22 protein-coding genes, 3 tRNA genes and 1 rRNA gene are annotated in these 26,352 nt (G+C 50.0%); 23 read left to right on the plus strand and 3 right to left on the minus strand.

The window, feature by feature from the left end; genetic code table 11:
• From rrf to pnp, 8 genes are all read left to right on the plus strand, one after another.
• Nucleotides 1–112: ribosomal RNA gene (gene rrf / locus LG201_RS09450) — 5S ribosomal RNA — on the plus strand; the annotation flags it as partial.
• 162 nt (nt 113–274) lie between these two features.
• On the plus strand, nt 275–709 hold the full coding sequence (gene rimP, locus LG201_RS09455) for a ribosome maturation factor RimP (protein WP_226771960.1): 435 nt from the start codon (nt 275–277) through the stop codon (nt 707–709).
• Nucleotides 710–736: 27 nt separating this feature from the next.
• Nucleotides 737–2,203, plus strand: a complete 1,467-nt coding sequence (nusA, locus tag LG201_RS09460) for a transcription termination factor NusA (protein ID WP_226771961.1) — start codon at nt 737–739, stop codon at nt 2,201–2,203.
• Between the two features lie 93 nt (nt 2,204–2,296).
• A complete protein-coding gene (gene infB, locus LG201_RS09465; RefSeq protein WP_226771962.1) occupies nt 2,297–5,044 on the plus strand; it encodes a translation initiation factor IF-2 in 2,748 nt (915 codons plus the stop codon).
• 4 nt (nt 5,045–5,048) lie between these two features.
• Entirely contained in the window at nt 5,049–5,420 is a 372-nt protein-coding gene (rbfA, locus tag LG201_RS09470; RefSeq protein WP_226771963.1) for a 30S ribosome-binding factor RbfA, read from the plus strand.
• Nucleotides 5,421–5,439: 19 nt separating this feature from the next.
• The gene (gene truB, locus LG201_RS09475; RefSeq protein ID WP_226771964.1) at nt 5,440–6,351 is read left to right on the plus strand and encodes a tRNA pseudouridine(55) synthase TruB; all 912 of its coding nucleotides are present in this window, start codon (nt 5,440–5,442) and stop codon (nt 6,349–6,351) included.
• An 84-nt stretch (nt 6,352–6,435) separates the two neighbouring features.
• The gene (rpsO, locus tag LG201_RS09480; protein ID WP_226771965.1) at nt 6,436–6,705 is read left to right on the plus strand and encodes a 30S ribosomal protein S15; all 270 of its coding nucleotides are present in this window, start codon (nt 6,436–6,438) and stop codon (nt 6,703–6,705) included.
• A gap of 93 nt (nt 6,706–6,798) precedes the next feature.
• Nucleotides 6,799–8,928, plus strand: a complete 2,130-nt coding sequence (gene pnp, locus LG201_RS09485; protein ID WP_404809730.1) for a polyribonucleotide nucleotidyltransferase — start codon at nt 6,799–6,801, stop codon at nt 8,926–8,928.
• A 146-nt stretch (nt 8,929–9,074) separates the two neighbouring features.
• On the opposite strand, the gene dksA is transcribed toward pnp, so the two are convergent.
• Together dksA and folD are read right to left on the minus strand one after the other, a co-directional pair.
• Nucleotides 9,075–9,497: an RNA polymerase-binding protein DksA gene (dksA, locus tag LG201_RS09490; protein WP_226771966.1), complete on the minus strand. Its 423-nt coding sequence runs from the start codon at nt 9,495–9,497 to the stop codon at nt 9,075–9,077.
• 143 nt (nt 9,498–9,640) lie between these two features.
• Nucleotides 9,641–10,504: a bifunctional methylenetetrahydrofolate dehydrogenase/methenyltetrahydrofolate cyclohydrolase FolD gene (folD, locus tag LG201_RS09495; protein ID WP_226771967.1), complete on the minus strand. Its 864-nt coding sequence runs from the start codon at nt 10,502–10,504 to the stop codon at nt 9,641–9,643.
• 81 nt (nt 10,505–10,585) lie between these two features.
• Here folD and LG201_RS09500 point away from each other — a divergent pair.
• From LG201_RS09500 to LG201_RS09510, 3 genes are all read left to right on the plus strand, one after another.
• Nucleotides 10,586–10,662: transfer RNA gene (locus LG201_RS09500), tRNA-Pro, on the plus strand.
• Between the two features lie 31 nt (nt 10,663–10,693).
• Nucleotides 10,694–10,770 (plus strand) — tRNA-Arg (locus LG201_RS09505).
• Between the two features lie 24 nt (nt 10,771–10,794).
• Nucleotides 10,795–10,870 (plus strand) — tRNA-His (locus LG201_RS09510).
• 156 nt (nt 10,871–11,026) lie between these two features.
• Here LG201_RS09510 and LG201_RS09515 read toward each other — a convergent pair.
• Entirely contained in the window at nt 11,027–11,323 is a 297-nt protein-coding gene (locus LG201_RS09515) for a hypothetical protein (protein WP_226771968.1), read from the minus strand.
• Between the two features lie 176 nt (nt 11,324–11,499).
• Between LG201_RS09515 and LG201_RS09520 the strand changes: the two genes are divergently transcribed.
• The 12 genes from LG201_RS09520 (at nt 11,500) to LG201_RS09575 (ending at nt 26,349) form a co-directional block, all read left to right on the plus strand.
• On the plus strand, nt 11,500–12,942 hold the full coding sequence (locus LG201_RS09520) for a sigma-54-dependent transcriptional regulator (RefSeq protein WP_226772167.1): 1,443 nt from the start codon (nt 11,500–11,502) through the stop codon (nt 12,940–12,942).
• The gene (locus tag LG201_RS09525; RefSeq protein WP_226771969.1) at nt 12,942–14,291 is read left to right on the plus strand and encodes an ExeA family protein; all 1,350 of its coding nucleotides are present in this window, start codon (nt 12,942–12,944) and stop codon (nt 14,289–14,291) included. Before LG201_RS09520 ends, LG201_RS09525 begins: the two co-directional genes overlap by 1 nt.
• Nucleotides 14,292–14,362: 71 nt before the next feature.
• Nucleotides 14,363–16,198, plus strand: coding sequence for a pilus (MSHA type) biogenesis protein MshL (gene mshL / locus LG201_RS09530; RefSeq protein WP_226771970.1), 1,836 nt, complete (start codon nt 14,363–14,365; stop codon nt 16,196–16,198).
• Entirely contained in the window at nt 16,182–17,381 is a 1,200-nt protein-coding gene (locus LG201_RS09535; RefSeq protein ID WP_226771971.1) for a tetratricopeptide repeat protein, read from the plus strand. Before mshL ends, LG201_RS09535 begins: the two co-directional genes overlap by 17 nt.
• Nucleotides 17,382–17,466: 85 nt before the next feature.
• Nucleotides 17,467–19,170 carry a GspE/PulE family protein gene (locus LG201_RS09540; RefSeq protein WP_226771972.1) on the plus strand — a complete coding sequence of 568 codons (1,704 nt, stop codon included), beginning with the start codon at nt 17,467–17,469 and terminating at the stop codon, nt 19,168–19,170.
• A gap of 7 nt (nt 19,171–19,177) precedes the next feature.
• Nucleotides 19,178–20,383: a type II secretion system F family protein gene (locus tag LG201_RS09545; RefSeq protein ID WP_226771973.1), complete on the plus strand. Its 1,206-nt coding sequence runs from the start codon at nt 19,178–19,180 to the stop codon at nt 20,381–20,383.
• A 16-nt stretch (nt 20,384–20,399) separates the two neighbouring features.
• A complete protein-coding gene (locus LG201_RS09550) occupies nt 20,400–21,980 on the plus strand; it encodes a hypothetical protein (protein ID WP_226771974.1) in 1,581 nt (526 codons plus the stop codon).
• Entirely contained in the window at nt 21,977–22,591 is a 615-nt protein-coding gene (locus LG201_RS09555; protein WP_226771975.1) for a hypothetical protein, read from the plus strand. Before LG201_RS09550 ends, LG201_RS09555 begins: the two co-directional genes overlap by 4 nt.
• Nucleotides 22,588–23,079, plus strand: a complete 492-nt coding sequence (locus LG201_RS09560) for a hypothetical protein (protein ID WP_226771976.1) — start codon at nt 22,588–22,590, stop codon at nt 23,077–23,079. The genes LG201_RS09555 and LG201_RS09560 overlap by 4 nt, the downstream gene beginning before the upstream one ends.
• Before the next feature lie 95 nt (nt 23,080–23,174).
• Complete coding sequence (locus tag LG201_RS09565; RefSeq protein ID WP_226771977.1) at nt 23,175–24,950, plus strand: hypothetical protein; 1,776 nt, start codon at nt 23,175–23,177, stop codon at nt 24,948–24,950.
• On the plus strand, nt 24,950–25,603 hold the full coding sequence (locus LG201_RS09570) for a type II secretion system protein (RefSeq protein ID WP_226771978.1): 654 nt from the start codon (nt 24,950–24,952) through the stop codon (nt 25,601–25,603). Before LG201_RS09565 ends, LG201_RS09570 begins: the two co-directional genes overlap by 1 nt.
• A complete protein-coding gene (locus LG201_RS09575; protein WP_226771979.1) occupies nt 25,603–26,349 on the plus strand; it encodes a HesA/MoeB/ThiF family protein in 747 nt (248 codons plus the stop codon). The genes LG201_RS09570 and LG201_RS09575 overlap by 1 nt, the downstream gene beginning before the upstream one ends.
• Nucleotides 26,350–26,352: the final 3 nt, after the last annotated feature.

The following is a 26,352-nucleotide window of genomic DNA, read 5'->3' on the forward strand; positions in this document are numbered from 1 at the left end:
TGGCGGCCATAGCGAATTGGACCCACCCCTTCCCATCTCGAACAGGGCCGTGAAACGATTCTGCGCCAATGATAGTATACTTCTCGTATGCGAAAGTAGGTCACCGCCAGGCTTTTATTTAAAATTCACTTCTGTGAGTTTATGCAATAGCCCTCTATATGAGGGCTTTTGTTTTTGTTTTATCAATTCTATTTAGAGATTGATATAATGGGATTCTTTGGGATGGGCGTTAAGCCCATTTTTTATTTGTGAAAACCGTGGTTTAGGGTTTGATATGCAGGATTTATACACATTGTTGGATAAGTCTCTGGCTCAATTGGGCTATGAGCTGGTTGATATGGAGATGTCCAATCGCGGCAAGTTGATACGCTTGTTTATTGACAAGCCTGAGGGTATCGACATTGATGATTGCGTGTTGGTGAGTAACCATCTGAGTGACCTGCTGGCAGTTGAGCATGATATTGATTACGACAGGCTCGAGGTTTCATCGCCTGGTATTGATCGAGTATTGAAAAAAGAAACAGATTATGTGCGTTTTGCTGGCGAGCGAGCGCAGGTTAAATTGCGCGTTCCGGTTGAAGGCAGGAAGAATTTTATAGGCATATTGCGTGGCTTGGATCAGGGTAGCCTAGTGATTGAATGTGATGGTGTAGAGCAACGTGTTGCATTATCAAATATCGACAAGGCAAGATTATCCCCTGAGTTCTAAGCACCAAATTTTTTGGCGGAGATTGAAATGAGTCGCGAAATATTATTATTGGTTGATGCACTGGCCCACGAGAAAAATGTGGCTAAGGCTGTGATTTTTACTGCATTGGAGCTAGCTCTGGCTTCTGCAACCAAAAAACGTTTCACTGAAGATGCCGATGTCCGTGTAGAGATTGACCGTGAAAATGGCGAGTATAATTCCTTCCGTCGCTGGCAAGTGGTGGCTGAAGATGTACTGGAAAATCCAGATGCTCAGATCGCCATAGGCGATGAACGCGCTCAAAATCTACCAGAAGGCGAGTATATCGAGGAGCCTTTGGAGTCGGTGGAATTTGGTCGTATTGGTGCGCAAGCTGCAAAGCAGGTTATTCTGCAAAAAGTGCGGGAAGCCGAGCGTGAGCAAATTCTCGATGATTTTCTCGCTCGTAAAGAGCATTTGGTCACTGGTGTGATCAAGCGCATGGAAAAAGGCAATGCCATCATCGAGGTGGGCAGGATTGAATCGATCTTGCCGCGCGAGCAGATGATTCCTAAGGAAAATCTGCGTGTGGGTGATAGGGTGCGTGCGTATTTATCCCGCATTGAGCGCGGTGGACGGGGTCCACAATTAATTTTGTCACGTATTGCACCTGAGTTTCTTATCAAGTTATTTGAACTTGAAGTACCTGAAATTGAAGAAGGCTTGTTGGAAATCAGGTCTGCGGCACGTGATCCTGGATTACGTTCCAAGATAGCCGTTAAATCCAATGATCAGCGTCTTGATCCTGTGGGTACTTGTGTCGGCATGCGTGGTTCACGTGTACAGGCAGTTACTGGTGAATTGGCTGGTGAGCGTGTGGATATCGTACTCTGGTCGATGGAGCCTGCACAGTTTGTTATTAATGCCATGGCACCTGCAGAGGTATCAGGCATTGTAGTCGACGAAGATGCCCATAGCATGGATGTGATTGTTGACGAAGAGCAGTTAGCTCAAGCGATTGGCCGTAGTGGTCAAAATGTGCGCTTGGCCTCTGAGTTGACCGGTTGGACATTGAATATTCTGACCGAAGAAGAAGCTGCAAAGAAAAACGAAGAAGAGCATACCGGTATTCTGCAGTTGTTTGTAGACAAGTTGGATGTGGATGAAGAGGTGGCTGATATTCTGGTGCAAGAAGGATTCAGTACACTGGAAGAGATTGCTTACGTGCCATTGTCCGAAATGAGCGAGATTGAAGCATTTGATGAAGACACCATCAACGAGTTGCGCAAACGCGCACGTGCAGCACTATTGACCGAAGCCATTGCTAAGGAGGAAAAGGTTGAGGAAGCTTCCGAAGATCTGTTGACGATGGACGGAATGGACGAGGCTACGGCTCGTACTTTGGCTTCAAAGGGTGTTTCTACGATGGATGATTTGGCCGATCTGGCGGTAGATGATCTGGTGGAATTGACCGGCATGGATATTGAGCGCGCTAAGCAGTTAATCATGACAGCACGTGCTCCCTGGTTTGCTTAAGCCGCAAGAGTGGATTTGCGCAAAGTAGATTTAGCATAGCTAAAAAGAAATGCACTGTGAAACAGTGCAAACAGAAGAGACTGGAGTAACAGAATGGGACAATCGAGCGTAGCACAGTTTGCCAATGAATTAGGGCTGCCGGCTGAACTGCTTCTGGAGCAACTGAAAGGTGCTGGCGTTAATAAATTAGCGTATGAGGATACCCTGACGGAACAGGATAAGACCTCGTTGCTAGAGTATTTGCGCAAAGAGCATGGCGGACAGGCGCCCAAGGACAAGATTACGCTTACCCGTAAGCAGGTAACTGAAATCAAGAAGTCAGATAGCAGCGGCAAGGCTCGTACCATACAGGTTGAAGTGCGCAAAAAACGCGTGCTGGTCCGTCGGGATTCCCCACTTGATTCTGTCAGCGAAGAAGAGCCATTGATTGAAGTGTTGGCAGAGCAGCCTGTTGAGGTTGCCGCTGAACTTCATGTTGAGCCTGAAATTGTAGCGCCGGTTGAGGTTGTAGCTGAAATTGAGCCTGAAGTGGCTGAGCCTGTGATTGAAGCCGTGCCACAAGTGATTGAGGCTGAAAAAGCACCTGAAGAAGTGAAGGCGGAAGAGTCTGCCCCAGCACCGGTGCCTGAAAAAGCAGTTGAGCCTGCTGTCCGTACCAGATTGACGGCTAAAGAGATTTTTGGGGCAGATGAGCTTGCCTTGCGTGAAAAGGAAGCCAAGCGGCACGCTGCTCTGGCTGCCATTCAGGCTGATGATTTACGCAAGAAGCAGGAACTGGCGCAGCGTCGTGTGGAAGAAGAGGCAAAACGTGCTGCCGCTGCTCTGGCTGCCACTACCAAGCTGTCTGAAGGGACGTTGCATAAGCCTGCGGCAAAAGAAGCGCCAAAAGTGGATGACAAGGGCGCCAAGAAGGGTGCCAAGACTGCCAAGGTGTGGCCCGATAGCGATAACAAGAAGCGCGGCGGTGTTAAAGGACGTGGTGATTCAGCTGGCGCCACAGGATGGCGTGCGCACAAGGGCAAGGCATCCAAGTCGCAAAAGAATGATAGTGATCAGCAACATGCATTCAATGCGCCAACAGAGCCTATTGTGCATGAGGTATTGGTCCCGGAAACTATTTCCGTGGGTGATCTTGCTCATAAGATGGCAGTGAAAGCCAGTGAGGTGATCAAGGCGCTCATGAAGATGGGCATGATGGTCACAATTAACCAGGTATTGGATCAGGAAACCGCGATTATTATCGTGGAAGAAATGGGCCACAATGCCAAAGCGGCTGCTTCAAATGATCCGGAAACTTTCCTGGATGATGAAGAGCATGCAGAAGCCATACAGGAATCGCGTCCGCCGGTAGTGACCGTGATGGGTCATGTTGATCACGGTAAAACCTCGTTGCTGGATTATATCCGCCGTAGCCGTGTGGCTTCTGGTGAGGCCGGTGGGATTACCCAGCATATTGGCGCTTACCATGTGGAAACTCCACGCGGGATGGTGACTTTCCTCGACACCCCTGGCCATGAAGCGTTTACTGCAATGCGAGCCCGTGGAGCCAAGGCGACTGACGTCGTGGTCCTGGTCGTGGCAGCCGATGATGGTGTGATGCCGCAAACCATTGAAGCGGTACACCATGCCAAGGCGGCTGGAGTGCCACTGGTGGTGGCTGTGAACAAAATTGATAAGCCTGAAGCCAGTCCGGAACGCGTCAAGCAGGAACTGGTGACGCATTCCGTGGTGCCTGAAGACTGGGGTGGTGACACCATGTTTGTGGAAGTCTCTGCCAAAACCGGTGTGGGTATCGATAACTTGCTGGAAGCGGTTCTGCTGCAGGCTGAAGTGCTTGAGCTTACAGCCGCCAAGAATACGCCTGCCAAGGGATTGGTCATTGAAGGCCGTCTCGATAAGGGTCGTGGTCCTGTATCTACGATTCTGGTGCAATCTGGAACGCTGAAGCGTGGCGATATGATATTGGCGGGCACTGCGTATGGACGTGTACGTGCAATGCTGGATGAATCCGGTGCCGACGTGAAGGAAGCTGGTCCATCAATCCCGGTTGAAATTCTGGGCTTATCGGATGTGGCAAGTGCTGGCGAAGAAGTAATTGTGTTGAATGATGAGCGCAAGGCCCGTGAAATCGCCCTGTTCCGTCAAGGCAAGTTCCGCGACGTTAAACTGGCACGCCAGCAGGCGGCCAAGTTGGAGAACATGTTCCAGCAGATGGGTGAAGGCGAAGTCAAGGTATTGCCGCTGATCATTAAATCGGACGTGCAAGGTTCTTACGAAGCATTGGCGACTTCTTTGCAGAAATTGTCTACTGATGAAGTCAAGGTCAACATTATTCATACCGGTGTGGGTGCCATTACCGAGTCTGACGTCAACCTGGCTGCAGCATCCAAAACGGTGGTGATCGGTTTCAATGTGCGTGCAGATGCAGGGGCGCGTAAGTTGATTGAAAGCTCAGGCGTTGATGTGCGCTACTACACCATCATCTACGAAGCCGTGGATGAAGTGAAAGCGGCGCTGGGCGGCATGTTGTCGCCAGAGCAGAAGGAAAGCGTGATTGGTACCGTGGAAATCCGCGAAGTCTTCCGTATTTCTCGAGTAGGTGCTGTCGCTGGTTGTTATGTGCAGGATGGTGTCATCCGCCGTAACTCCAAGATTCGCCTGTTGCGTGACAACGTTGTTATCCATACCGGTGATTTAGATTCATTGAAACGCTTCAAGGATGACGTCAAGGAAGTGAAATCCAACTTTGAATGTGGCTTGTCTCTGAAGAACTACAATGAAATTGAAGTTGGCGATATCCTCGAAGTATTCGAAGTCGTTGAAATAGCGAGAACCCTCTAAGCTTATGGCTAAGGTATTCTCAAGAAGTGATCGAGTGGCAGAGCAGATTCAGCGAGAAATGGCTGATCTGCTCCAGTTTGAGGTCAAAGACCCACGCGTGGGTATGGTGACGGTGACAGAGGTTGAAGTCACTGGTGACATGGCACATGCAAAGATCTATTACACCGCCTCAGCAGGCACTGCGGAGTTGCAAAAAGGGCTGGAGAAAACCGCGGGTTTTCTGCGTAGCCAGCTGGCCAAACGCTTGTTGCTGAGAACAGTACCGCAACTGCATTTTGTTTATGATGCCTCGATTGATCGTGGCATGCACATCGCCAAGCTGATTGATGATGTGCTCTCATCACCTTCAGTGGATGATGAGCAGGGCAGCAAGTAATCACAAGGCTGGATAGGGTTTGCAGTTCAAACGCATCAAACGCCATGTCAATGGCGTTCTGCTACTGGATAAGCCGCTGGGAATTTCTTCCAATCAGGCATTGCAGATAGTGAAACGGCATTACCAGGCTGCCAAAGCTGGTCATACTGGTAGTTTGGATCCCTTGGCAACAGGCTTGCTACCGATTTGCCTGGGTGAGGCGACCAAGTTTTCACATTTTTTACTGGATGCAGATAAAAGTTATCGGGCATTGGTCAGGTTAGGATCAACGACGACGACTGGCGATGCGGAAGGGGCAGTGCTTAGCACTGCCGAAGTAGATGTAAGCCTGCTGCAGATAGAACAGGTCTTGCTGAAGTTTACTGGCGAGATTGAGCAAGTTCCGCCTATGTATTCAGCGCTGAAGCATCAAGGCAAGGCCTTGTATGAGTATGCGCGGGATGGGGTGGAGATTGAGAGACCGGCGCGCCGTATTACTATCCACGGAATCAGGTTGGAAAAGTTTGATATTGATGCGGGTGTGCTTGAAATAGTGGTGAGCTGTAGCAAAGGTACTTATATTCGGACTTTGGCCGAAGATATAGGCTGTGCGTTGGGCTGTGGTGCTCATTTGGGCGGTTTGCGCCGTTTGAGCACGGCACATTTTCAGCTACAGGATGCATTTACGCTGGAACAGCTTGAAGCCATGAGCGCTGAGGCTAGAGATGACATTTTGCTCTCGCCGGATGCGGCAGTGGCGGATATGCAGGTAGTAAAACTGGATGACGATAGCGCTTTTTACCTGTTACAAGGGCAAGCGGTATGGAAACCTAATACCCGGATTGATGGATTATTCAGGATATACCGGGAGAGTGGCGAATTTCTTGGGTTGGGCGAGCAGGATGCCAGCGGAAAAATCGCTCCCAAAAGATTAGTCGTAATAAAAGCATGAAAAATTATATATTTAATATTAGAACCGCTTGTTAAGTAATAGATTTTAAGGTTAAAATGCGCGGTTCAAGAATAGGAGAAAAAGATGTCTATTTCGACTGCTGAAAAAGCCAAGATTGTTGGCGACTATCAACAAGCTGCAAACGATACTGGCTCCCCAGAAGTGCAAGTGGCACTTTTGAGCAGCCGCATTAGTACATTAACTGATCACTTCAAGGTTAATGCCAAGGATCACCACTCACGTCGTGGTCTGCTGAAAATGGTAAGTCAGCGCCGCAAGTTGCTGGACTACCTCAAGCGCAAGAATGCTGATCGTTATCGTACATTGATCGAGCGCCTGGGTCTGCGTAAGTAATTATCGCGCACTTGTGAATTCATAAGATAAGCCGAAAGCAAAGCGGAAACGCGATGCTTGTCGGCTTATTTTTTTATCTAAAGGACATATATCGTGAAAGCAATTAAAAAAACGATTGCCTACGGTCAGCATGAGCTGACCATTGAGACTGGTGAGATTGCTCGCCAGGCTGATGGTGCTGTAGTGGTGAGCTACGGTGACACCGTAGTGCTGGTGACTGTGGTTGGAAAACGTGAAGTCAAGGCTGGCCAGGATTTCTTTCCCCTGACTGTGGATTATCAAGAGCGTACTTACGCGGCTGGTAAGATTCCTGGTGGTTTCTTCAAGCGTGAAGGCCGTCCTTCTGAGAAGGAAACACTGACTTCCCGTTTGATCGATCGCCCATTGCGTCCTCTGTTCCCGGAAGCCTTTCTGAATGAAGTTCAGATTGTCGCTACTGTGATGTCATCAGATAGCGAAATCGATTCTGATATTCCAGCCATTATTGGTGCTTCCGCTGCTCTAGCTGTTTCCGGTATTCCATTCTATGGCCCTATCGGTGCTGCACGTGTTGGTTACATCAATGGTGAGTATGTACTCAATCCAACAGCTAGCCAGCTGAAAGAAACTGAGCTGGATCTGGTGGTAGCTGCGACTAACAGTGCTGTGCTGATGGTGGAATCTGAAGCCAAGGAACTGCCAGAAGACATCATGCTGGGCTCCGTGGTCTATGGACATGAGCAAATGCAGGCTGTGATCAATGCGATCAATGAGCTGGCTGCTGAAGTGGGTAATGAGCCATGGGATTGGGCTCCACCTGCAGAAAATACCGCTTTGATCGAAAAAGTAACGGCAGCGGCTGGCGATGATATTAATGTGGCTTACCAGATCAAATCCAAGGGCGCACGATCTACCAAGCTGGATGAAGTAAAAAGCCGTGTACTGGCTGAGCTGGTGACTGAAGAAACTTCCAGTGCCGAAGCTGGTGAAATCAAGAACATTCTGCATAATCTGGAAGCCAAGATTGTACGTAGCCAGATCCTGAATGGTGAACCTCGTATTGATGGTCGTGATACCCGCACTGTGCGTCCTATCAGCATCCGTACTGGCGTATTGCCGCGCACTCACGGTTCTGCATTGTTCACCCGTGGTGAAACACAGGCTCTGGTGGTTGCTACCCTGGGTACTGGCCGTGATGAGCAGATCATTGATGCACTGCAAGGTGAATACACTGATCGCTTTATGCTGCATTACAACATGCCTCCATACGCGACTGGCGAAACTGGCCGCGTTGGTACACCCAAACGTCGTGAAATTGGTCATGGTCGTTTGGCCAAGCGTGCTTTGCTGGCTGTATTGCCAAGCAAGGAAGAATTTGGTTATACCATCCGTGTCGTATCGGAAATTACAGAATCTAACGGCTCCAGCTCCATGGCATCCGTCTGTGGCGGCTGTTTATCCTTGATGGATGCTGGTGTGCCAGTCAAGGCTCATGTCGCGGGTATTGCGATGGGTCTGATCAAGGAAGGTAACCGTGTAGCGGTCTTGACAGACATTCTGGGTGATGAAGATCACCTGGGCGATATGGACTTTAAGGTAGCGGGTACTGAAAGTGGTATTACTGCATTGCAAATGGATATCAAAATCACCGGTATCACTGCTGAAATCATGCAGGTTGCATTGTCACAAGCCAAGGAAGGCCGTTTGCACATTCTTGGCCTGATGAAGGAAGCCATGGGCGAAACCCGCCAGGAACTTTCAGCCTTTGCTCCACGCATCATCACCATGAAGATCAATCCGGAAAAAATCCGTGACGTGATCGGCAAGGGTGGCGCAGTGATTCGTGCCCTGACTGAAGAAACTGGTACCACCATCGATATCGAAGAGGATGGCACCATCAAGATTGGTTGCATCAGCGCCGAAGCCGGGGAAGAAGCCAAGAAGCGTATTGAGGCGATTACAGTTGAAGTTGAAGTTGGCCAAGTGTACGAAGGTACCGTGATCAAGCTGCTTGATTTTGGCGCGATTGTGACCCTGTTGCCAGGTAAAGATGGCTTGCTGCATATTTCTCAGATTGCCCATCAGCGCGTCAATGCGGTGAGCGACTTCCTGAAGGAAGGCCAAGTTGTTAAGGTCAAGGTACTTGAAGTTGATGAAAAGGGTCGCGTCCGTTTGAGCGCCAAGGCTTTGATTGAACAGCCTGCCGCGGAAGAGCCAGCAGCTTCCGAGCAGCAGGATGCTTGATTAGCGACATGAAGCAATAAATAAAAAGGCCGGATATCCATCCGGCCTTTTTTATGTCTTTAACTTAGGCGCTATGCAGTGCCGGCAAATTTTGGCTATGCCATCCCACGCCGATAATAACTAGGTCGGCATGATTTACGCACTGTTTACTTGGCGACCTGCTTCTCGCGGATTTCGTCCAGTGTTTTGCAGTCTATGCACAGGGTTGCTGTTGGGCGAGCTTCCAGCCGTTTCAGGCCAATCTCGATGCCGCATCCATTGCAATAGCCGTAATCACCTTCATTAATCTTGGACAGGGTTTCGTCAATCTTCTTGATCAGCTTGCGTTCACGGTCGCGGTTGCGTAACTCAAGAGCCATGTCGGATTCCTGGCTGGCCCGGTCATTAGGGTCAGCAAACATGGTGACTTCGTCTTGCATGGTGTGGACCGTGCGGTCAATATCATGACTAAGCTCTGCTTTCCAGTCGTTCAAAATCTTGCGGAAGTGATCGCGTTGCTTTTCATTCATGTACTCCTCATCAGCCTTGGGCTGGTAAGGAACAAATTGTCGTGTAATTGCTTCAGCCATGTGCGCCTTGAAGTTAATTTTTGATTAACAGAAAAATAAAGCAGGCGCAAGTGTACACCGAATAATTCAGTGATGCAAAAGCCTTAACCACCTAGTGTCGGAATAAAAGCAGATAGCTTGATACCAGTGGTTTGCTTTCCTGGTCAGCTTGGTGTTTTTTCGCGCAACTCAAGCGCTGTCAGCGTGTTCTGCATCAGGGTAGCCACCGTCATTGGGCCTACACCACCAGGGACGGGCGTGATCCAGCCTGCTCGTTCCTTGGCCACGGCAAACTCCACATCACCGCTGAGGGTTCCATCATCCAGCCGGGTAATGCCGATATCAATGACGATCGCGCCAGGCTTGATCCATTCCCCCTTGACGAGACCTGCCTTGCCAGCTGCTGCCACCACGATATCGGCGCGTTCAACATGACCACGCAGATCCTTGGTGTGTCGATGGCAGCTGGTGACTGTACAGCCTGCTAGCAACAATTCCAGCGCCATGGGGCGACCCACATGGTTGGACACGCCAACCACGACAGCATCCATGCCCAGAATCTTGATATCGGTGGACTCCAGCAGCTTGATTACACCAAACGGTGTGCATGAGCGCAAAGTGGGCTGCCGGACAGCGAGCCTGCCAATGTTGTAGGGATGGAAGCCATCCACATCCTTGGCTGCGCTGATGGTTTCTATGATCTTCTTTTCTTCTATATGGGCAGGCAGTGGGGACTGTACCAGGATGCCATCCACCTCATCATCGGCATTGAGCTGAGTGATCAGGCTCAAAAGATCGGCTTCTGTAATGGTCGCTGGCAGATCATACGAAAGGGAACGTACACCAGTTTTCTCACAGGCCAGTTTCTTGTTACGGACATAGATGGCGGAAGCGGGATCAGCGCCTACTAAAATCACTGCCAGTGTTGGCGCACGTAAGCCAGCGGCTAAACGATTGGCTATTAATGATTTTGTCTCGCTTAAGGTGATTTCGGCGATCGCTTTTCCATTGAGGATGTTGGCAGTCATAGCAATTTTTTTGAAAATAATGCGCTATTTTAGCAGAATCAGTTTGACCTTCCCTCTGGGATGCGCTATATTTCTCGCCCTCGGGGTGTAGCGTAGCCTGGTAGCGCGCCTGCTTTGGGAGCAGGATGTCGGGAGTTCGAATCTCTCCACCCCGACCAGTTTCAAAAAATGTCTAGATTGCCCGACAATCTGCCCGTAGCTCAATCGGATAGAGCACCAGCCTTCTAAGCTGGGGGTTACAGGTTCGATTCCTGTCGGGCAGGCCATTTTCTGGTTCCCCAGTTTCAATGGTGGCTGTAGCTCAGTTGGTAGAGTCCTGGATTGTGATTCCAGTTGTCGTGGGTTCGAGTCCCATCAGCCACCCCATCAATGTTCTATATTAAAATTCCAATAGCAGTCAGCGTGTATCTGCGTATTACTTTCCAATGCATTACGTCAAAAGCAGGTGATGTGATGCAGGAAAGCTCTTATGGATAGTGGCTTAAATAAAGGCTGAGCTTTTTTACAAGCCACTAACCATCATTACTCTTCGTCGTACTCCTCTTCCTCATCTCCCGCATTATCAATAAAGCCTTGTACATCATCGACAGTGATGCCTGTGCCATTATTAATGGATTCGATTTTTTTCGATGAAAAGGCCAATACCTCGGTGGCAACATGTTCTGCCGAGTATTGGTTGATCCTGTAGATGAGCGACTCCATGAACTCGGCAAAAGTCGTATCTTCCGTTACCACTTCATAGGTGTGATCCAGCGCAATTTGGGCGATGGATGGAAAATAGTCGTTGATGGCATTGATGGCGTTTTCGTCTAGAGACATAGCTAATTCCTCATGAATGGTCGGATAATTATCCACTAAAGTGCGTGAGGCTTCTTAATTTCTCACATTACCCGCATGTCTAGGCGCTTGCCTTGTGTGATTTGGGGGATGTGCTTATAGTAGCGCCATGAAATTCACACTTTCACCGCCCAGATTTTTTCATGAAAGCTGCCTTGATGGCTGAACAGCGCCCCGCATTAATCATTATTGATGACGATCCACTGATCACAGATACCTTACATTATCTGTTGGGCAAGGATTTTGAAGTCTATGTGGCCGAATCACGTGCCCAGGCAAAGAGTCTGTTGCGGCAGCTGGAAGAGCCACCTTCATTGGCCCTAGTTGATCTTGGCTTGCCCCCAGTACCCCACAAGCCTGATGAAGGCTTCAAGGTCATTGGCGAGTTGCTGGCGCATGCGCCTACGATGAAGATACTGGTGCTGTCTGGCCAGAATGAAGAGGTTAACGTTAAACACGCACTGGCATTGGGCGCGGTAGATTTTATTCCCAAGCCGTGCAATGTCGAACGCTTGCGCGAGCTATTGCATAATGCCTTGAAGTTGCAAGATGCAGAGTTGGGCGAAGAGCTTAAAGCGCAGGAGGGTTGCGGTCTGCTCGGTGATAGTCTGCCCATGCAAACCCTGCGTACGCAGATGACGCAATTTGCTGATGCACCTTTCCCTGTGTTGATAGAGGGGGAGTCAGGTAGTGGCAAGGAGTTGGTTGCCAATTGCCTGCATCGATTGAGTCGGCGCTCTCAACAGCCTTATCTTTCTATCAATTGCGCTGCGATTTCGCCCACCTTGGCGGAGTCCATCCTGTTTGGGCATGGCAAAGGCTCCTTTACCGGGGCAGCCAATGCCCATAGCGGATACTTTGAAGATGCCGGTGAAGGCACCTTGTTCCTGGATGAAATTGGTGAGCTGCCTCTTGAGCTACAAGCGAAGCTATTACGTGTGCTGGAAAACGGTGAATACCAGCGGATTGGTGAAACGCAGACCAGGCGCAGCCGTGCACGGATCGTTGCGGCAACCAATCGTGATTTGCGTGAAGAGGTACGTGCCGGGCATTTCCGGATCGATCTCTACCATCGTCTCAGTGTGTTCTCGGTACGGGTTCCGCCATTGCGGGATCTGGAAGAGGATCGCTATCTTCTGTTGGAGCATTTCAACAGTTTCTACTCGCGCGAGACCGCACAAAAACCGTTTGAACTGGACGACAAGGCAAGACAGCGCTGGCTGGGTTACCACTTTCCCGGCAATGTGCGTGAATTGCGCAATATCATTATCCGCCTGATTGCAAAATATTCGGGGCGTGTGGTGACTGATGTGCAACTGGCAGCTGAGCTGGATCTGATGCATGCCGGCATGACTACAGGAGCGGTGGAGGCGTCATTGGCAACGGATGATGCTTCCATGGCGAACCAGGCATATAAACACCTGCAGACTCAGGCCAATGTCAACCTGGACCAGGTGCTGAAGTCCTGGGAGCGTGCCTATGTGGATGCTGCAATGAAAATTACGCATGGCAATCTGAGCCAGGCAGCCAAGCTGTTGGGGATTAACCGTACAACTTTGTACAGTCGCATCCAATTGCAGCAGGACTTCAAAGGCGAATAGTGTATTACGCCCATTTCGGCTTGAAAGAGCCGCCATTCAAGATCACACCGAATACGGATTTCTTCTTTTCAGGAGGCAATCGGGGTGCGGTGCTTGAGGCATTGCTCTATGCCATTACCAGTGGCGAAGGCATCGTCAAGGTGGTGGGCGAAGTGGGTAGCGGTAAAACCATGCTATGTCGCATGCTGCAGACCATGTTGCCTCCCCAGGTAGAAAGCGTTTACCTGGCGAATCCCAGCATGGCGCCGGAAGACGTGTTGCAAGCAATTGCGCTGGAGTTACAGCTGGTGCTCCCGGCAAATGCAGACCGTCTGCAAGTCATGCAGGCGTTGCAGCGTTATTTGCTGGAAAAACATGAAGCAGGAAAGCACGTCGTTGTTTTTGTTGAGGAGGCTCAGGGCATGCCGTTGGCAACCCTGGAGGAAATTCGCTTGCTGACCAATCTGGAAACGCGGCATGATAAATTGCTGCAGATTGTGCTGTTTGGTCAGCCAGAGCTGGATGAAAACCTTGACCAGCGTCATATCCGCCAACTGAAAGAGCGCATTACCCACAGCTTTTATTTGGGGCCATTGCAAGAAAACGAAATTGCCGAGTATTTGATCTTCCGTTTGAGGGCTGCTGGTTATTTTGGCCCCCCTTTGTTTACCAAGGCTGCGATACGCTTGCTGTCTCGCACAGCGCAAGGGTTGGTGCGACGTGTCAATATCCTGGCCGACAAAGCCTTGTTATCTGCATTTGCAGCCAATGTGTATCAGGTTGATCAGAGGCATGTGCGAGCCGCCATCCAGGATAGTGAGTTTGCTGCAGCATTGCCTCCTAACAAGCGAGGTGTGAACCTACTGCTAGGTGCGGCATGTTTAGTATTGCTCACGGTGTTTGGGAGCTTGACCTGGTTGTGGTTACATCAGCCTCATGTGGATGATGCACAGGTGGCGAGCAGTCAACAGCCGGAAACTGTAGTGGCGGAAGCAGAGCCGATAGATACATCAGGTAATATTGTTTCTGATGTGCATCACAATGTATTGCTTGAAGATAGGCTAGCATCCACCGATGCCTGGCTGGAGCAGCAGTCAGAGGGGGGCGTGACCATCCAGCTGATGCGTAGCGAGGATGAGGATGCGGTCAATCAGCAGCTGAAAGAGCTGACCAGCGTGCTAGAGCTGGATAATATTCATGCCATTCGGACTAAAGTTGAGTCAAAAGCTTTCGTTAGCGTATTGTATGGCGCATATTCGAGTCGTCAGGATGCCGCGACGGCACTGAGATTGTTACCCGAGTCGGCCGCCGCCATGCCACAATTGCGGACAATCGCAGGAATCAGGGAAGAAGTGAAGCAACATCAATAGCTTCGTTGCAATCGCATCTGGATTGTGGGATAAATCTCTGCAAATCATTACATTAAAAATAAGGGGGTATTTTGCCCGGTCAGCTGCATAAAATTGCCAGTATCTTGATCCTGCCATTGCTTGGCCTGGCAAGTTGCGCTCATCAGTCCACAGTATCTCCTTCCACTGGGCATATTTCCGAGTCCACTGCAGTGCCAGTTGCGCCCGCCAGCATTCCGAAGCCAGTGAAAAACACCACCTTTTTGCCACCTCCCACCCCTCGAGTCAAAGAACAAACCTATAGCGTCGTGGTGAACGATGTCCCGGTAAAGGAGATATTGTTTGCGCTGGCCAGGGAAAGCAAACTCAATATTGATATTCATCCTGCCATACAGGGGCGGGTGACCTTGAATGCGGTGGACCAGACCTTATCCGCGATTCTGGAACGGCTTGCCAAGCAAGTGGATCTGACTTACAGGGTGGATGGGCATGTGCTGAGCATCACACCGGACATGCCGGTGTTGCGCAGTTACAAAGTGGATTACGTCAACATGTCGCGTGATACCACAGGCTTTATTGGCGCTGCTGCTGAAATTGCCAGTACCGGGCGTAGCGCCTCGACGACTAGTGGTGGTGCAGGTGGTGGCTCAACAAGTGGTTCCTCATCTGGCACAGGAGCCGCAAACAGTTCAAGAACTGCAGTGAATAGTCTGGCGACTAACCATTTCTGGGAAACCCTCATTCAGAACCTGAAGGACATTCTTACCGAGACCGATAAAGAGGTCATTATTACCCGCAGTGGTACAGCGGCATCTCAACAAGCTGCTGAAGTCGCTGCTGCAGAGAATGGTGACAGGGCTGCCACGCAACAAGCCCCCTCGCGGAATGTGACGCAAGAGCGTGAGGAAGCACGTACAGAGTACAAGACCCTATTTGCTGCCACGGTCATTGCTAGCCCGGAAACGGGGATTGTCAGTGTGCGTGCGACGCATCGTCAGCATGAGAGGGTGCAAGAATTTCTCGATAAGGTCATGAGCAGTGCCAAGCGGCAAGTCTTGATAGAGGCCTCTATTGTTGAGGTAACACTCAATGATACTTATCAAGCTGGGATTGATTGGACCAAGTTGGGTAATGGTTTCAATATGACGAATCAATTAGGCTTGAGTACCTTGCTTGCGCCTGCGGGTGTGGCGGGGACAGCAGGTACGACATTGCCTTTTAGTATTGGCTATTCCAGTGATAACAGCAGCGTGGATTTTAATTTACGGCTATTGCAGCGATTTGGCGATACCAAGGTGCTATCCAGCCCTAAATTGATGGTGCTGAATAACCAGACCGCGGTTATGAAGGTGGTAGATAACCTGGTTTATTTTACGATCCAATCCCAGGTGTCTCAGGGGGTTGGTCAAGGCTCTACGAATTTACAATCAGTCACTACAACACCTAATACTGTGCCTGTGGGTATGGTGATGAGTGTGACGCCACAAATCAATGATGCCGGGCAGGTCAATATCAATGTGCGCCCGACCATTTCTCGTGTCTTGAGTTACGTGGATGATCCTAATCCGCAATTAACCTTAACCAATGGAACTACCACGACCAGAATCGAGAGCCGGATTCCACAAATCCAGGTACGTGAGTTTGAGTCTGTCTTGCGGGTGAATAGTGGCGATACTGCTGTGTTGGGTGGCTTGATGCAGGACAATGTGCAGCAGGCGACAGATAAGGTGCCTGGCATTGCCAAGCTGCCATTGGTAGGCAAGCTATTTACCGCGCGCAGCAATTTTAATGTCAAGACCGAACTGGTGATTTTCCTGCGTCCTGTGGTGATCCAGAATGCCAGCCTGGAAAGTGATGAACTGACTACTTATAAGCAGTATCTCCCGGCACAACAATTGCAGAAACTGATCAATGAGTCTGTTAATTAAAGCGCTGCAAAAAGCCGAGAATGGCAAGAATGATCAGCAACTGGATAAGGCTGAGGTAGAGGACTTTTTGCTGGAGCTGGCCCCGGTCGGGGCTTCTGAATATGATCCCCGGGCGGGATTGTCGACTAGTCGAGAAACTACCGCGAAAAGCAGCCCCGATACAGCCGCTTCTTCCAGTCAGCAGGTGGCAGCCAAGTTGCTGGCAGCAAAATCTACCGGGCCAGTAAGGGTGGACTCCCGCATTTCTCCCTTAGTGTTGGGATTCTTGTTACTGGGTTTGATTCTGGCGATTGGTGCTGGGTTTTTCTGGTACCTGAATTCCCTGACACAACCCGAAGTAATTGTGCCGCGACCAGTGGCACTCAAGCCAGTAGACGTGCCGGAGGTGCCTGCTCAGCTAGAATCGGAGCTGGTGGCACCGCCAGAAGAGAATGTTGAGACTAAGGCAGCATTGGCAGGGCCAGTTGAACCAGTACAAAAACCAGACACTATTGCAGCAGCACCATTAGCTAATCCACGACTACCCACTGCGGCCAAGCCAGTTATGGCATTTGGTGAGCCGGTGGAACCTAATGCGAACAGCAATGTGCAAATCAGCCGTAACCGTCCAGTTACCGGCATCAACAGCACCGTCATGCTGGCCTATCAGGCATTTAATCGAGGGGATGATGCCGGTGCGCAACAGGCTTATCGTCAGGTATTACAGAGTGATGCGCGCAATGTCGATGCTTTGCTGGGGATGGCGGCCATTGCCGCTCGGCAGCAGCGGTATCAGGATGCGCTGGGGTGGTATGCAAAGGTGCAGGAAATTGAGCCTCGTAATAACATTGCGCAAGCAGCAAAACTTGAATTGCTGGGGCAAGGCGATCCATTGACGAGCGAGTCAAGGCTGAAGAGCATGATTGCCCAGCAGCCCGAAGCGGCTTATTTGCAGGCAGCCCTGGGTAATCTCTATGCTGAGCAGGCACAATGGCCTCTGGCCCAGCAAGCATATTTTCAAGCGCATCATTTAGATGCGGCCAATCCTGAATATGCGTTTAATCTGGCGATCAGCCTGGATCAATTAGGCAAGTCAGTCCTTGCGCTACAATATTATCGTCAGACCCAAGCATTATTGGCGGTACGAAATTCTGCTGCTGTGGATAGAGCACAGCTTGAGGTGAGAATCCAGCAGCTCCAATAACCAGCTATCCGCTCATAGGATGTCTGGTTAGATAACAAGCCTGGGCCCTGGCCTGGGCAATAACCAAGATAAAGACCCGCATTTCATGGTAGAACAGCGTCGCAAGCTCCGGTTGGGCGAATTGATGGTACAGCAGGGCCTGATCAGTCAGGACCAATTGCGTATTGCCCTGATGGAGCAGGATCAAAGCAATATTCCACTGGGTAGGCAACTGGTACGCCTGGGATTTGTCACCGAAGCGATGGTGCGCGACCTGGTGGCGCATACCATAGGCCAGGAAAGTATAGACCTGGCGACAGTGGTTGCTGATGGAGAAGCCTTGCGCATGGTGCAGGAGGGTTTTGCCCGCCGCTATCACTTGTTGCCAGTGGCCTATGATGCCCTCAGTAATCAACTGACGGTCGCCATGTCCGATATGTTCAATGTGGTAGCGCTGGATCAATTGCGTGCCATTATTGGTGGCCAGATACAAGTCAAACCGGTGCTCGCTGCAGAGGCGCAGCTTGAAGAATATATTGACCAGTTTTACGGCTATGAGCTATCAGTTGATGGCATTTTGCGCGAGATCGAAACCGGTGAAATTGATTATCAAAGCCTGCAGACCGGAGGTGACGAATATACCCAGCCGGTAGTGCGATTGGTCGGGGCATTGCTGATGGATGCGGTCAAGCGTGGTGCCTCTGATATCCACTTTGAACCTGAATATGCATTTCTACGCATCCGTTATCGTATTGATGGCGTGTTGCAGCAGATACGCAGCCTGCACAAGACTTACTGGCCTGGGATAGCAGTACGGCTCAAGGTCATCAGTGGTATGGATATCGCGGAAACGCGTTCCCCTCAGGATGGTCGTCTGAATATGAATTTGTCAGGGCGGCCTATCGATTTTCGTGTCGCCAGCCATCCCACCATCCATGGTGAAAATATCGTGTTGCGGGTACTGGACCGCGAGAAGTCCATCATCCCACTTGAGCGCATGGGCTTGCGTGACCATACGCTTGAGGAACTCAAGCTCATGATGACCCGCCCGGAAGGCATCCTGGTGGTGACCGGGCCAACGGGTAGCGGTAAAACAACCACGCTTTACTCCTTGCTGTCTTTTCAGAACACCGAGGCTGTGAACATCATGACACTGGAAGATCCAGTGGAATATCCTGTGACCATGATGCGGCAGACCTCAGTAGCGGAAGTAAACAAGGTGGATTTTGCCAATGGCATACGCTCCATCATGCGGCAAGACCCGGACATCATCCTGGTGGGGGAAGTACGGGATGCAGATACGGCCACCATGGCATTTCGCGCGGCCATGACCGGTCATCAGGTCTTCACTACACTGCATACCAATTCAGCGTTGGGTACCTTCCCGCGCTTGCTCGATATTGGCATTTCGCCGGACATCATGGCGGGCAATATCATAGGCGTGGTGGCGCAACGCCTGGTGCGTGTGCTATGTCCGGAATGTAAAGAGGCTTACTCACCGAATGATGATGAACGTAAATTGCTGGCGGACAAAGCCAGGCCAGATATCAGGATTTACAGGCCAGTCGGCTGCAAGCAATGTTCTCACAGCGGTTACCGTGGACGGATGGCCATCATGGAGTTGCTGCGCATAGACAGTGATATGGACTCACTGATTGCCCGGCGTGCGCATTTTGATGAAATGCGCACCATGGCATTGGAAAAAGGATTTACCACCCTGGCAGAAGATGGCATCCGGCGCATAGTAGAAGGGCATACCAGCCTGGCTGAAGTGATGCGCGTGATTGATTTGACCAGTCGCGTCAGGTAACACGGCAATGCCGACATTCAACTACAAGGCAGTGGATCAAGTCGGTAAATCTGCACAAGGGCAGATTGATGCCCTGAATGAAATTGACCTGGAGTTACGTCTCAAGCGTATCGGGCTGGATTTGATTACTTTCCGGCCGGCCCCCAAAACGCATTCTATCTTTACGCGCAAGAAGGTGAGCCTGCAGGATCTGGTGATTTTTTGCTTTCAGCTGGAGCAGTTGAGCAGTGCCGGGGTACCGTTGCTCGAGGGCTTGGTCGATTTGCGTGACAGCACGACCAACCTGCATTTCCAGAAGGTGATTGGCTCGCTGGTGTCATCGGTTGAAGGTGGCAAGATGCTCTCACAGGCACTGGCAGAACATCCGCTGGTGTTTAATCGGGTATTTATCAGCCTGATACGCGCTGGTGAGCAGACAGGCCGTCTTCCCGATATCTTTCAGCATCTGGCCAGTACCTTGAAATGGCAGGATGAGTTGATTGCCCAGACCCGCAAGTTACTCGCCTACCCTGCATTTGTGCTGGTGGTGGTGCTATCTGCCGTGGTGTTTCTGATGACGTATCTGGTGCCACAGATGGTGTCTTTTCTTACCAACATGGGGCAACAATTACCCTTGCAGACGCGGATACTGATTGCGGTGTCCAATGCTGTGGTCAATTACTGGTGGCTGATGATCTCCTTACCCTTGATCCTGTTTGCCGGGCTGGCGATAGCCATCAAGAACAGCCCGGAAATGCGTTACCGGTTCGATATGCTCAAGCTCAAGTTGCCCGTCACCGGGGATATCCTGAATAAAATCATCATGGCGCGGTTTTCCCGCTATTTCGCATTGATGTACCAGACCGGCATCCCGGTACTGGATGGGATGCGGAATTGCGAAGAGATTGTGGATAACCGTGTGGTCGCAGATGCATTGAATCGTGCCTGGCAACAAATCAATGCGGGCGATAGCATGAGTGAGAGTTTTCGCAATGCGGGATTGTTTCCACCCCTGGTTGTGCGCATGATCCGAGTGGGAGAAAGTACGGGCGCACTGGATAAATCCCTGCTGAACATCAGTTATTTTTATGATCGGGATGTGAATGAGTCGGTCGAGAAAATGTTGAAGATCATAGAACCGGCATTGACCGTATTTTTAGGTGGCATTCTGGCCTTGATAATGTTTTCAGTGCTCGGTCCGGTGTACGATTCGTTTAGTCAACTTAAACTCTAGCGCCTGTTCATCATTCATGTTCGAGAGAATCATCCTTTGTGCCAGCCATGACCGCCTCACTGCAGGGCGCTGGAGTTTTGGTCGCTTGCGCAATTACGAGCTGTTCAATAATGATGCGCAAGGCCAGCAGGCGTTTGCCCATTTTCTCCAGCGTTACGCGTATGCGCCGATTTATTTGCTGGCGGATGCACAAGAAGAAGACTTTCATCTAGAGACCTTGCCGCATACCACAGGCAAGGCTCGCCAGGAGATGTTGCAGCGCAAGCTGAACCAGGTGTATCGCGGTGCTGATTTCCGTACTGCCCAGTTCGTCAATCGGGAGCGGGATAAACGCAAGGATGACCGATTTCTGTTTGTGGCGCTGACCAACGGGGATTTCCTGCAGCCATGGCTTGAAGTTATTGGCGCGCAGCAAGCTCCACTGGCGGGCATTTACAGCCTGTCCATGCTCAGCCAGGTTTTCTTGCGCAAGATGAACATCACGGCCCCCAATATTCTGTTGAGTGAGCATCTGGCATCTGGGCTGCGGCAAAGTTTTCTGCATGAAGGTAAGTTACGCATCAGCCGGTTGGTACATATACCCCCTGAGGCCTACGAGCAGTTCGCTTATTTTCATTTGGTTGAAACAGATAAAGCGCGTCTTTATCTGTTGAGCCAGCGTTTGATTGCACGGGACACGGCCTTGCAAGTGGTTCTGCTCACAATTGATGAAAATGCGGAACAGATTTGCCGTAACATTGAGCAAGAGCAAGGCCTGAAGTGCCAGGCAGTCAAGCTGACTGAGGTGGCGCGCCGCTATGGATTACCCTCGCATCTGATTGAACATGTGCCAGAGTTGTTGCATATGCATTTGCTGGCACGGGGCAATAGGCCAGACAATCTTGCGCCTGACCCGCTCATCAAGACCTACAAGCTGGAATTATTGCGCAAGAGCATGATGGCAGTGGCGCTATTGATTGCTCTGCTGGGTTTACTGCTGACTATTTTCTATTTACACCAATCGATTGGTGAAGCACATGAAATTCAGCAGGCGATGGCAATAACCAGCGAGCAGGAGCAACGGTATAACGAGGTTGCCAATGACTTTCCGGTGACACCGCTGCCTGGCATGGATCTGCAAGTGGCAGCCGAGGTACGCGATGCTATCCAGCGGCAGGAGGGTTCACCACAGCATATGATGCATGTATTGAGTCGTACTCTGGAGAGCATGCCCAATATTCAGCTCAACCGTTTGCGTTGGGTGCTGAGCAATGATCTGGCCATCAAGGACGAAGAAGGTTCGGCTACCCAGCCAGTCACCGTAGCTAACGCCACGGTGTTTACCCCACAGCAAAACGTGCTCTACCAGGTGGGGTTTGTGTCTGGGGAAATTCGCGGATTCACGGGTAATTATCGGGCGGCATTGGACACTGTCCATCGATTGGCAGAAATGCTCAAAGCGAACAATGCGGTGGCTGACGTGGTGATTCTGCAACAACCTGTGAATGTGAGTTCATATACCAGCTTGCAAGGCAGTACTACGGATGAGCGCACTGCCCAGCGCCAGGCGGCCATATTCAAAATCAAGCTCGTGCTAAAACCGGAAGTGCCAGCATGAAGTTGACCACGCAAGACTGGCGCCGATTGAGTGTTCCGTTGATAGCACTATTGCTGGCACTCGTGTTTGCGGTATTGATTGTCAGTTTTGCCCAGGCGTATCGAGACGAAACCAGCCAGAGGCTGCAACAACAGCAAAGCCAGCTGATGCAAGCGCGGGCACGTTTGCAGTCATCAGGACAGGAGCGCGAAAATATCATTCGTTACCTGCCGGTGTATCAGCGCCTGATCAACCAAGGGTTTATAGGCGAAGAGCGACGTATCGAGTGGGTCGATGCCTTGCGCAATATCCATCAACAAGAGCGCATGTTTGGCATCAAGTACAGCATTGGTGCACAAGAGCTTTTTAAACCAGTCTTTATCAGTCATCTCGGACCATTCAGCCTGTATCGCTCGATCATGAAGTTGGAGTTGCCACTGCTGCACGAAGGGGATTTGCTGGTCTTGCTGGATTCACTCAAACGTCAACAAGCAACGCCTTTTCTGGTGCGGGAATGCACCATCAAGCGTACAGGTACAGTCAGTGCCACCATCTTGACGCCTGTAGTGACTGCAGAGTGCGAGCTTGACTGGCTGACACTGCATGAGTCCACCTTGGGAGCTACACCATGAAGCATCTGCTATGGGTATTACTGCTGGTGGCACATAGTGTAATAGCGGCAGAAGATGTTGGCCGCTTGTTTACCACCCCAGCAGAACGAGACGCTCTTGATAGGTTGAGACAAAATACCCGCGGCCAGATGCTGGAGCAAATACCCACTCCGGAAGTAACGGAGACAACACCAGCCGTATCTGCTGCGCAGAGGATTTCAGTACAGGGATTTGTTCGGCGCAGCGATGGCAACAAAAGCACAGTATGGATCAACCACCAGCCACTGCAAGAAAACTCGGAGAGTGGCAGCGTACGGATAGGCAAACTCACCACTGGCAAAAACACGGTCTCCATTACCCTGCCAGATCAGGGACGCAGCATTTCATTGAAAGCAGGTCAGTCATATGACCCTGCCAGCGGTGGAATTATCGAAAACAATGTCCATGCTCAGCCTGCCCAGGAAAACTCAGCACGCGTGAATGGTGCTGAAGAGGGCACTATCAGGTAGATGATCTCAAGATGCTAAGGCGGGAGGCACACAATTCATTCAGCTTTCCTTACCAACAAGGGGCTGCGCTTCTTTTATTGATTTTTATAATAAGCATGGCAGCACTTACTTATTTGCTTAACTCTCTTAATACGCCCTCATTAAAGGCGCGCCAGGCTGAAAAATCTGACTATATCCTGAGCAATGCCCGTGAGGCTTTATTGGCATACACCTTGGGTCGAATAGGGACTGGTGAATGGCCGGGCGGCATGCCTATACCTGATTATCTGGCGGAAACACCGCCAGTTTATGATGGAGAGCCTGATGGCGGATGTATGAATGCCAGTAAGCCGAATGGTTTGCCACTGATTAATAATGGCCAGAATATGCGCTGCTTGGGGCGTTTGCCTTGGCGTAGACTTGCTATGTTGACTAGCAGTTCAAGTCAGCAAGATAGTATGGGCGAAATGCCCTGGTATGCTGTTTCTGCTAATTTGGTGGATGGTTCATGCATGATGGTCAATCCTGGGATGTTGAGAATGAAATACCAGGGATATGTGTGTAATCCTTCAGGAGCCAACCTTGCACACCCATGGCTCACAGTCCGTGACGAGCGAGGTAATGTGGTGAGTGACCGGGTTGCATTCATCGTGATATTGCCAGGGCCACCACTAGGCAGTCAGTATCGCTCTGACATGCTTGCAGCCGAGGTGACAAATTATCTGGATACACTAGTAGTGCCTGATAACTGTGTTAAACCTTGTGTGCCTGGTACTTATAGCAATGCCAATCTCGATAATGACTACATTATTCCTGGGGCGACGCAGATAGGGATGGCAAATGACAGGTTACTGTATGTGACCATTGATCAACTGATGCCTTTGTTAGAAAAGCGAGTAGTGCTGGAGGTTAAGAAGGCATTAGATTATCCGCGTATTTATGGCATTGCTTATAGACCATGGTTGTTGCCTTTTAGAAGTCCAGAAGTTCTTGCAAACTTTACTTGGATTGATGGTGAGTATAGTTCTAAAGGTTTGGTGCCGTTTGTGATTTGTGACACCAGTGGCTCACAAAAAAATTGTAATCCCAATCAATTGTATCGATTGCGCTTGATTTTAAGATATCCAGAATTGAAGGAACATTCTGGAACACTTAGTGGAATGACATTAGAGGGACTCTTGGAATATCTCAATTATTTTGAAGATAAGAAAGATAAATGTACAAAAATTGATGTCACGATAGCGAGTTCTAACAATCCTAACTTTCGATGTGACGATACACTGGATACTAATTTGCCTCATGGAGTAACCGAACGGGTAGTGAAAATTAATATACCTAGTATGGTTAAGCAACAAAGTTATTTCGTATTAAATAATACAACGCATGCTCAGCGTATTTTTCTAACAAAATATGGTGCTTTAAAAAAAGTGCTAACAATTGAAGACTATGATGGTATCAATCTTGTTGGGGAGGCACACTTAGACTCTATAGCTTCAACGAGCATGGAATCATTACTGGCTACGCAAATTCAGTATCCCATACTTCCTGCCTGGTATAAAGAAAACGAATGGTATCGATATATCTATGCTGCGCTTGCGCCTGCTTATCAACCAGGTGCAAGTCGCTCCTGCACCGAAGGGTGCTTGCAAGTGGTAGTTAATGGACAGATCAAGGCGGATAAGTTGCCACTGATTGTGATGAGTGCAGGCGTCGAACTGAACCAGACATTATTGAAATCAGGCGCGCAATTTAATGTGAGCAATCCGGCCCAGCAAAGAGATAGTGCTAACTTGCAAGACTATTTTGACAGTACAAATAACATCTCTGAAAGTCTGGTGTTTGATCAACAATGGCCACTTACTTCTATGTTTAATGATCAGGTGGTGTGGTAATGAGCCGGCATCAGGGGTTTACCTTAGTGGAAATGGCAGTCGTGCTGGTGATATTTGGATTAATCATAGGTGCTTTGCTGATTCCCATGAGTGCTCAACGTGATATTCAGTACATAGAGTCTAATCGGGATAAATTGAAAACGATTAGTGATGCTCTGATTGGCTTTGTGGTGTTGAATGGTCGCTTACCTTGTCCTGCCATATCTGCCGATGTTTCTCTAGCGAACGGTGGAGTAGAAGATTGTTCAAGCAGCACTCAAGGGCTTGAAGGGTTCCTACCTTGGCGCACCCTCCATGTTGATTTTAGTGATGCATGGCGCCGAGCCTGGCGTTATCGAGTAGATCAAGGGTTTACCAATGTTATTAGTTTCAGCACCAATATGCTGGCATCGCCAACTACTCCCTCGTTATTTGTCGATGCACTGGATCTGCAAGATGCCAATGGGAATAGCCTATTATCAACATCTTCCCCAGAAAGGCCATTGGCAATAGTCTTTTCCACTGGTAAAAATCTATTGGCCGATGAGCGGAATGGAGTTACAGACAGTATTTATCAAGTTAGCGATTTCTCACCTACGTATGATGACATGTTGATCTGGATTGCCCGCCCGGTATTGCTGAATAAACTCGTTTCGGCGGGAAGATTACCTTAATGAACGACAATCAACTCTTACGCTACAGCCGTCATATTCTATTGCCCCAAATCAGTTACGAGGGTCAGGAGCAGCTGGTCAACAGTCATGCATTGATCATCGGTGCTGGTGGTTTGGGCTCGCCAGTGGCGCTTTATCTGGCCGCGGGAGGGGTGGGGATATTAACTATCTGTGACTTTGATGAGGTGGATCTCACCAATTTACAGCGTCAGATTATTCACAGCACACAATCGGTTGGTATCAATAAGGCGCTTTCAGCGCAGCATACTATTGCCGCGATCAATCCTGAAGTCAGTGTGCGGCCCGTTCAGGAAAAAATAACCGAGGACTCTTTACGAGCATTGGTGGAGGCCGCCGATGTCGTGATTGACTGCACTGATAATTTCACGATTCGGTATGCGGTGAATCAGGTATGTGTGGATTTGCGTAAACCGTTGGTGTCAGGCGCTGCGATTGGGTTTGAGGGGCAGGTGACGGTGTTTGATATGCGGCATGAGGATAGCCCATGTTATCACTGCCTGTTTCCTAACCTGGGTGGTGATGAAGGTCTGCGCTGTGCAGAGAATGGGGTGTTTGCACCGCTGGTGGGTATGATAGGCACTACGCAGGCGGCCGAGGCAATGAAGCTGTTGCTGGGTCTTGGGAAAAGTTTGCAGGGGCGCTTGCTATTGCTGGATGTACAAACCATGGACTGGCGTACGCTTAAATTAAGCAAGGATCCTGCTTGCCCGGTCTGCCATCCATAAAAA

The sequence above is a fragment of the Methylobacillus gramineus genome, from assembly GCF_020532675.1.
GTDB classification, from domain to species: domain Bacteria; phylum Pseudomonadota; class Gammaproteobacteria; order Burkholderiales; family Methylophilaceae; genus Methylobacillus; species Methylobacillus gramineus.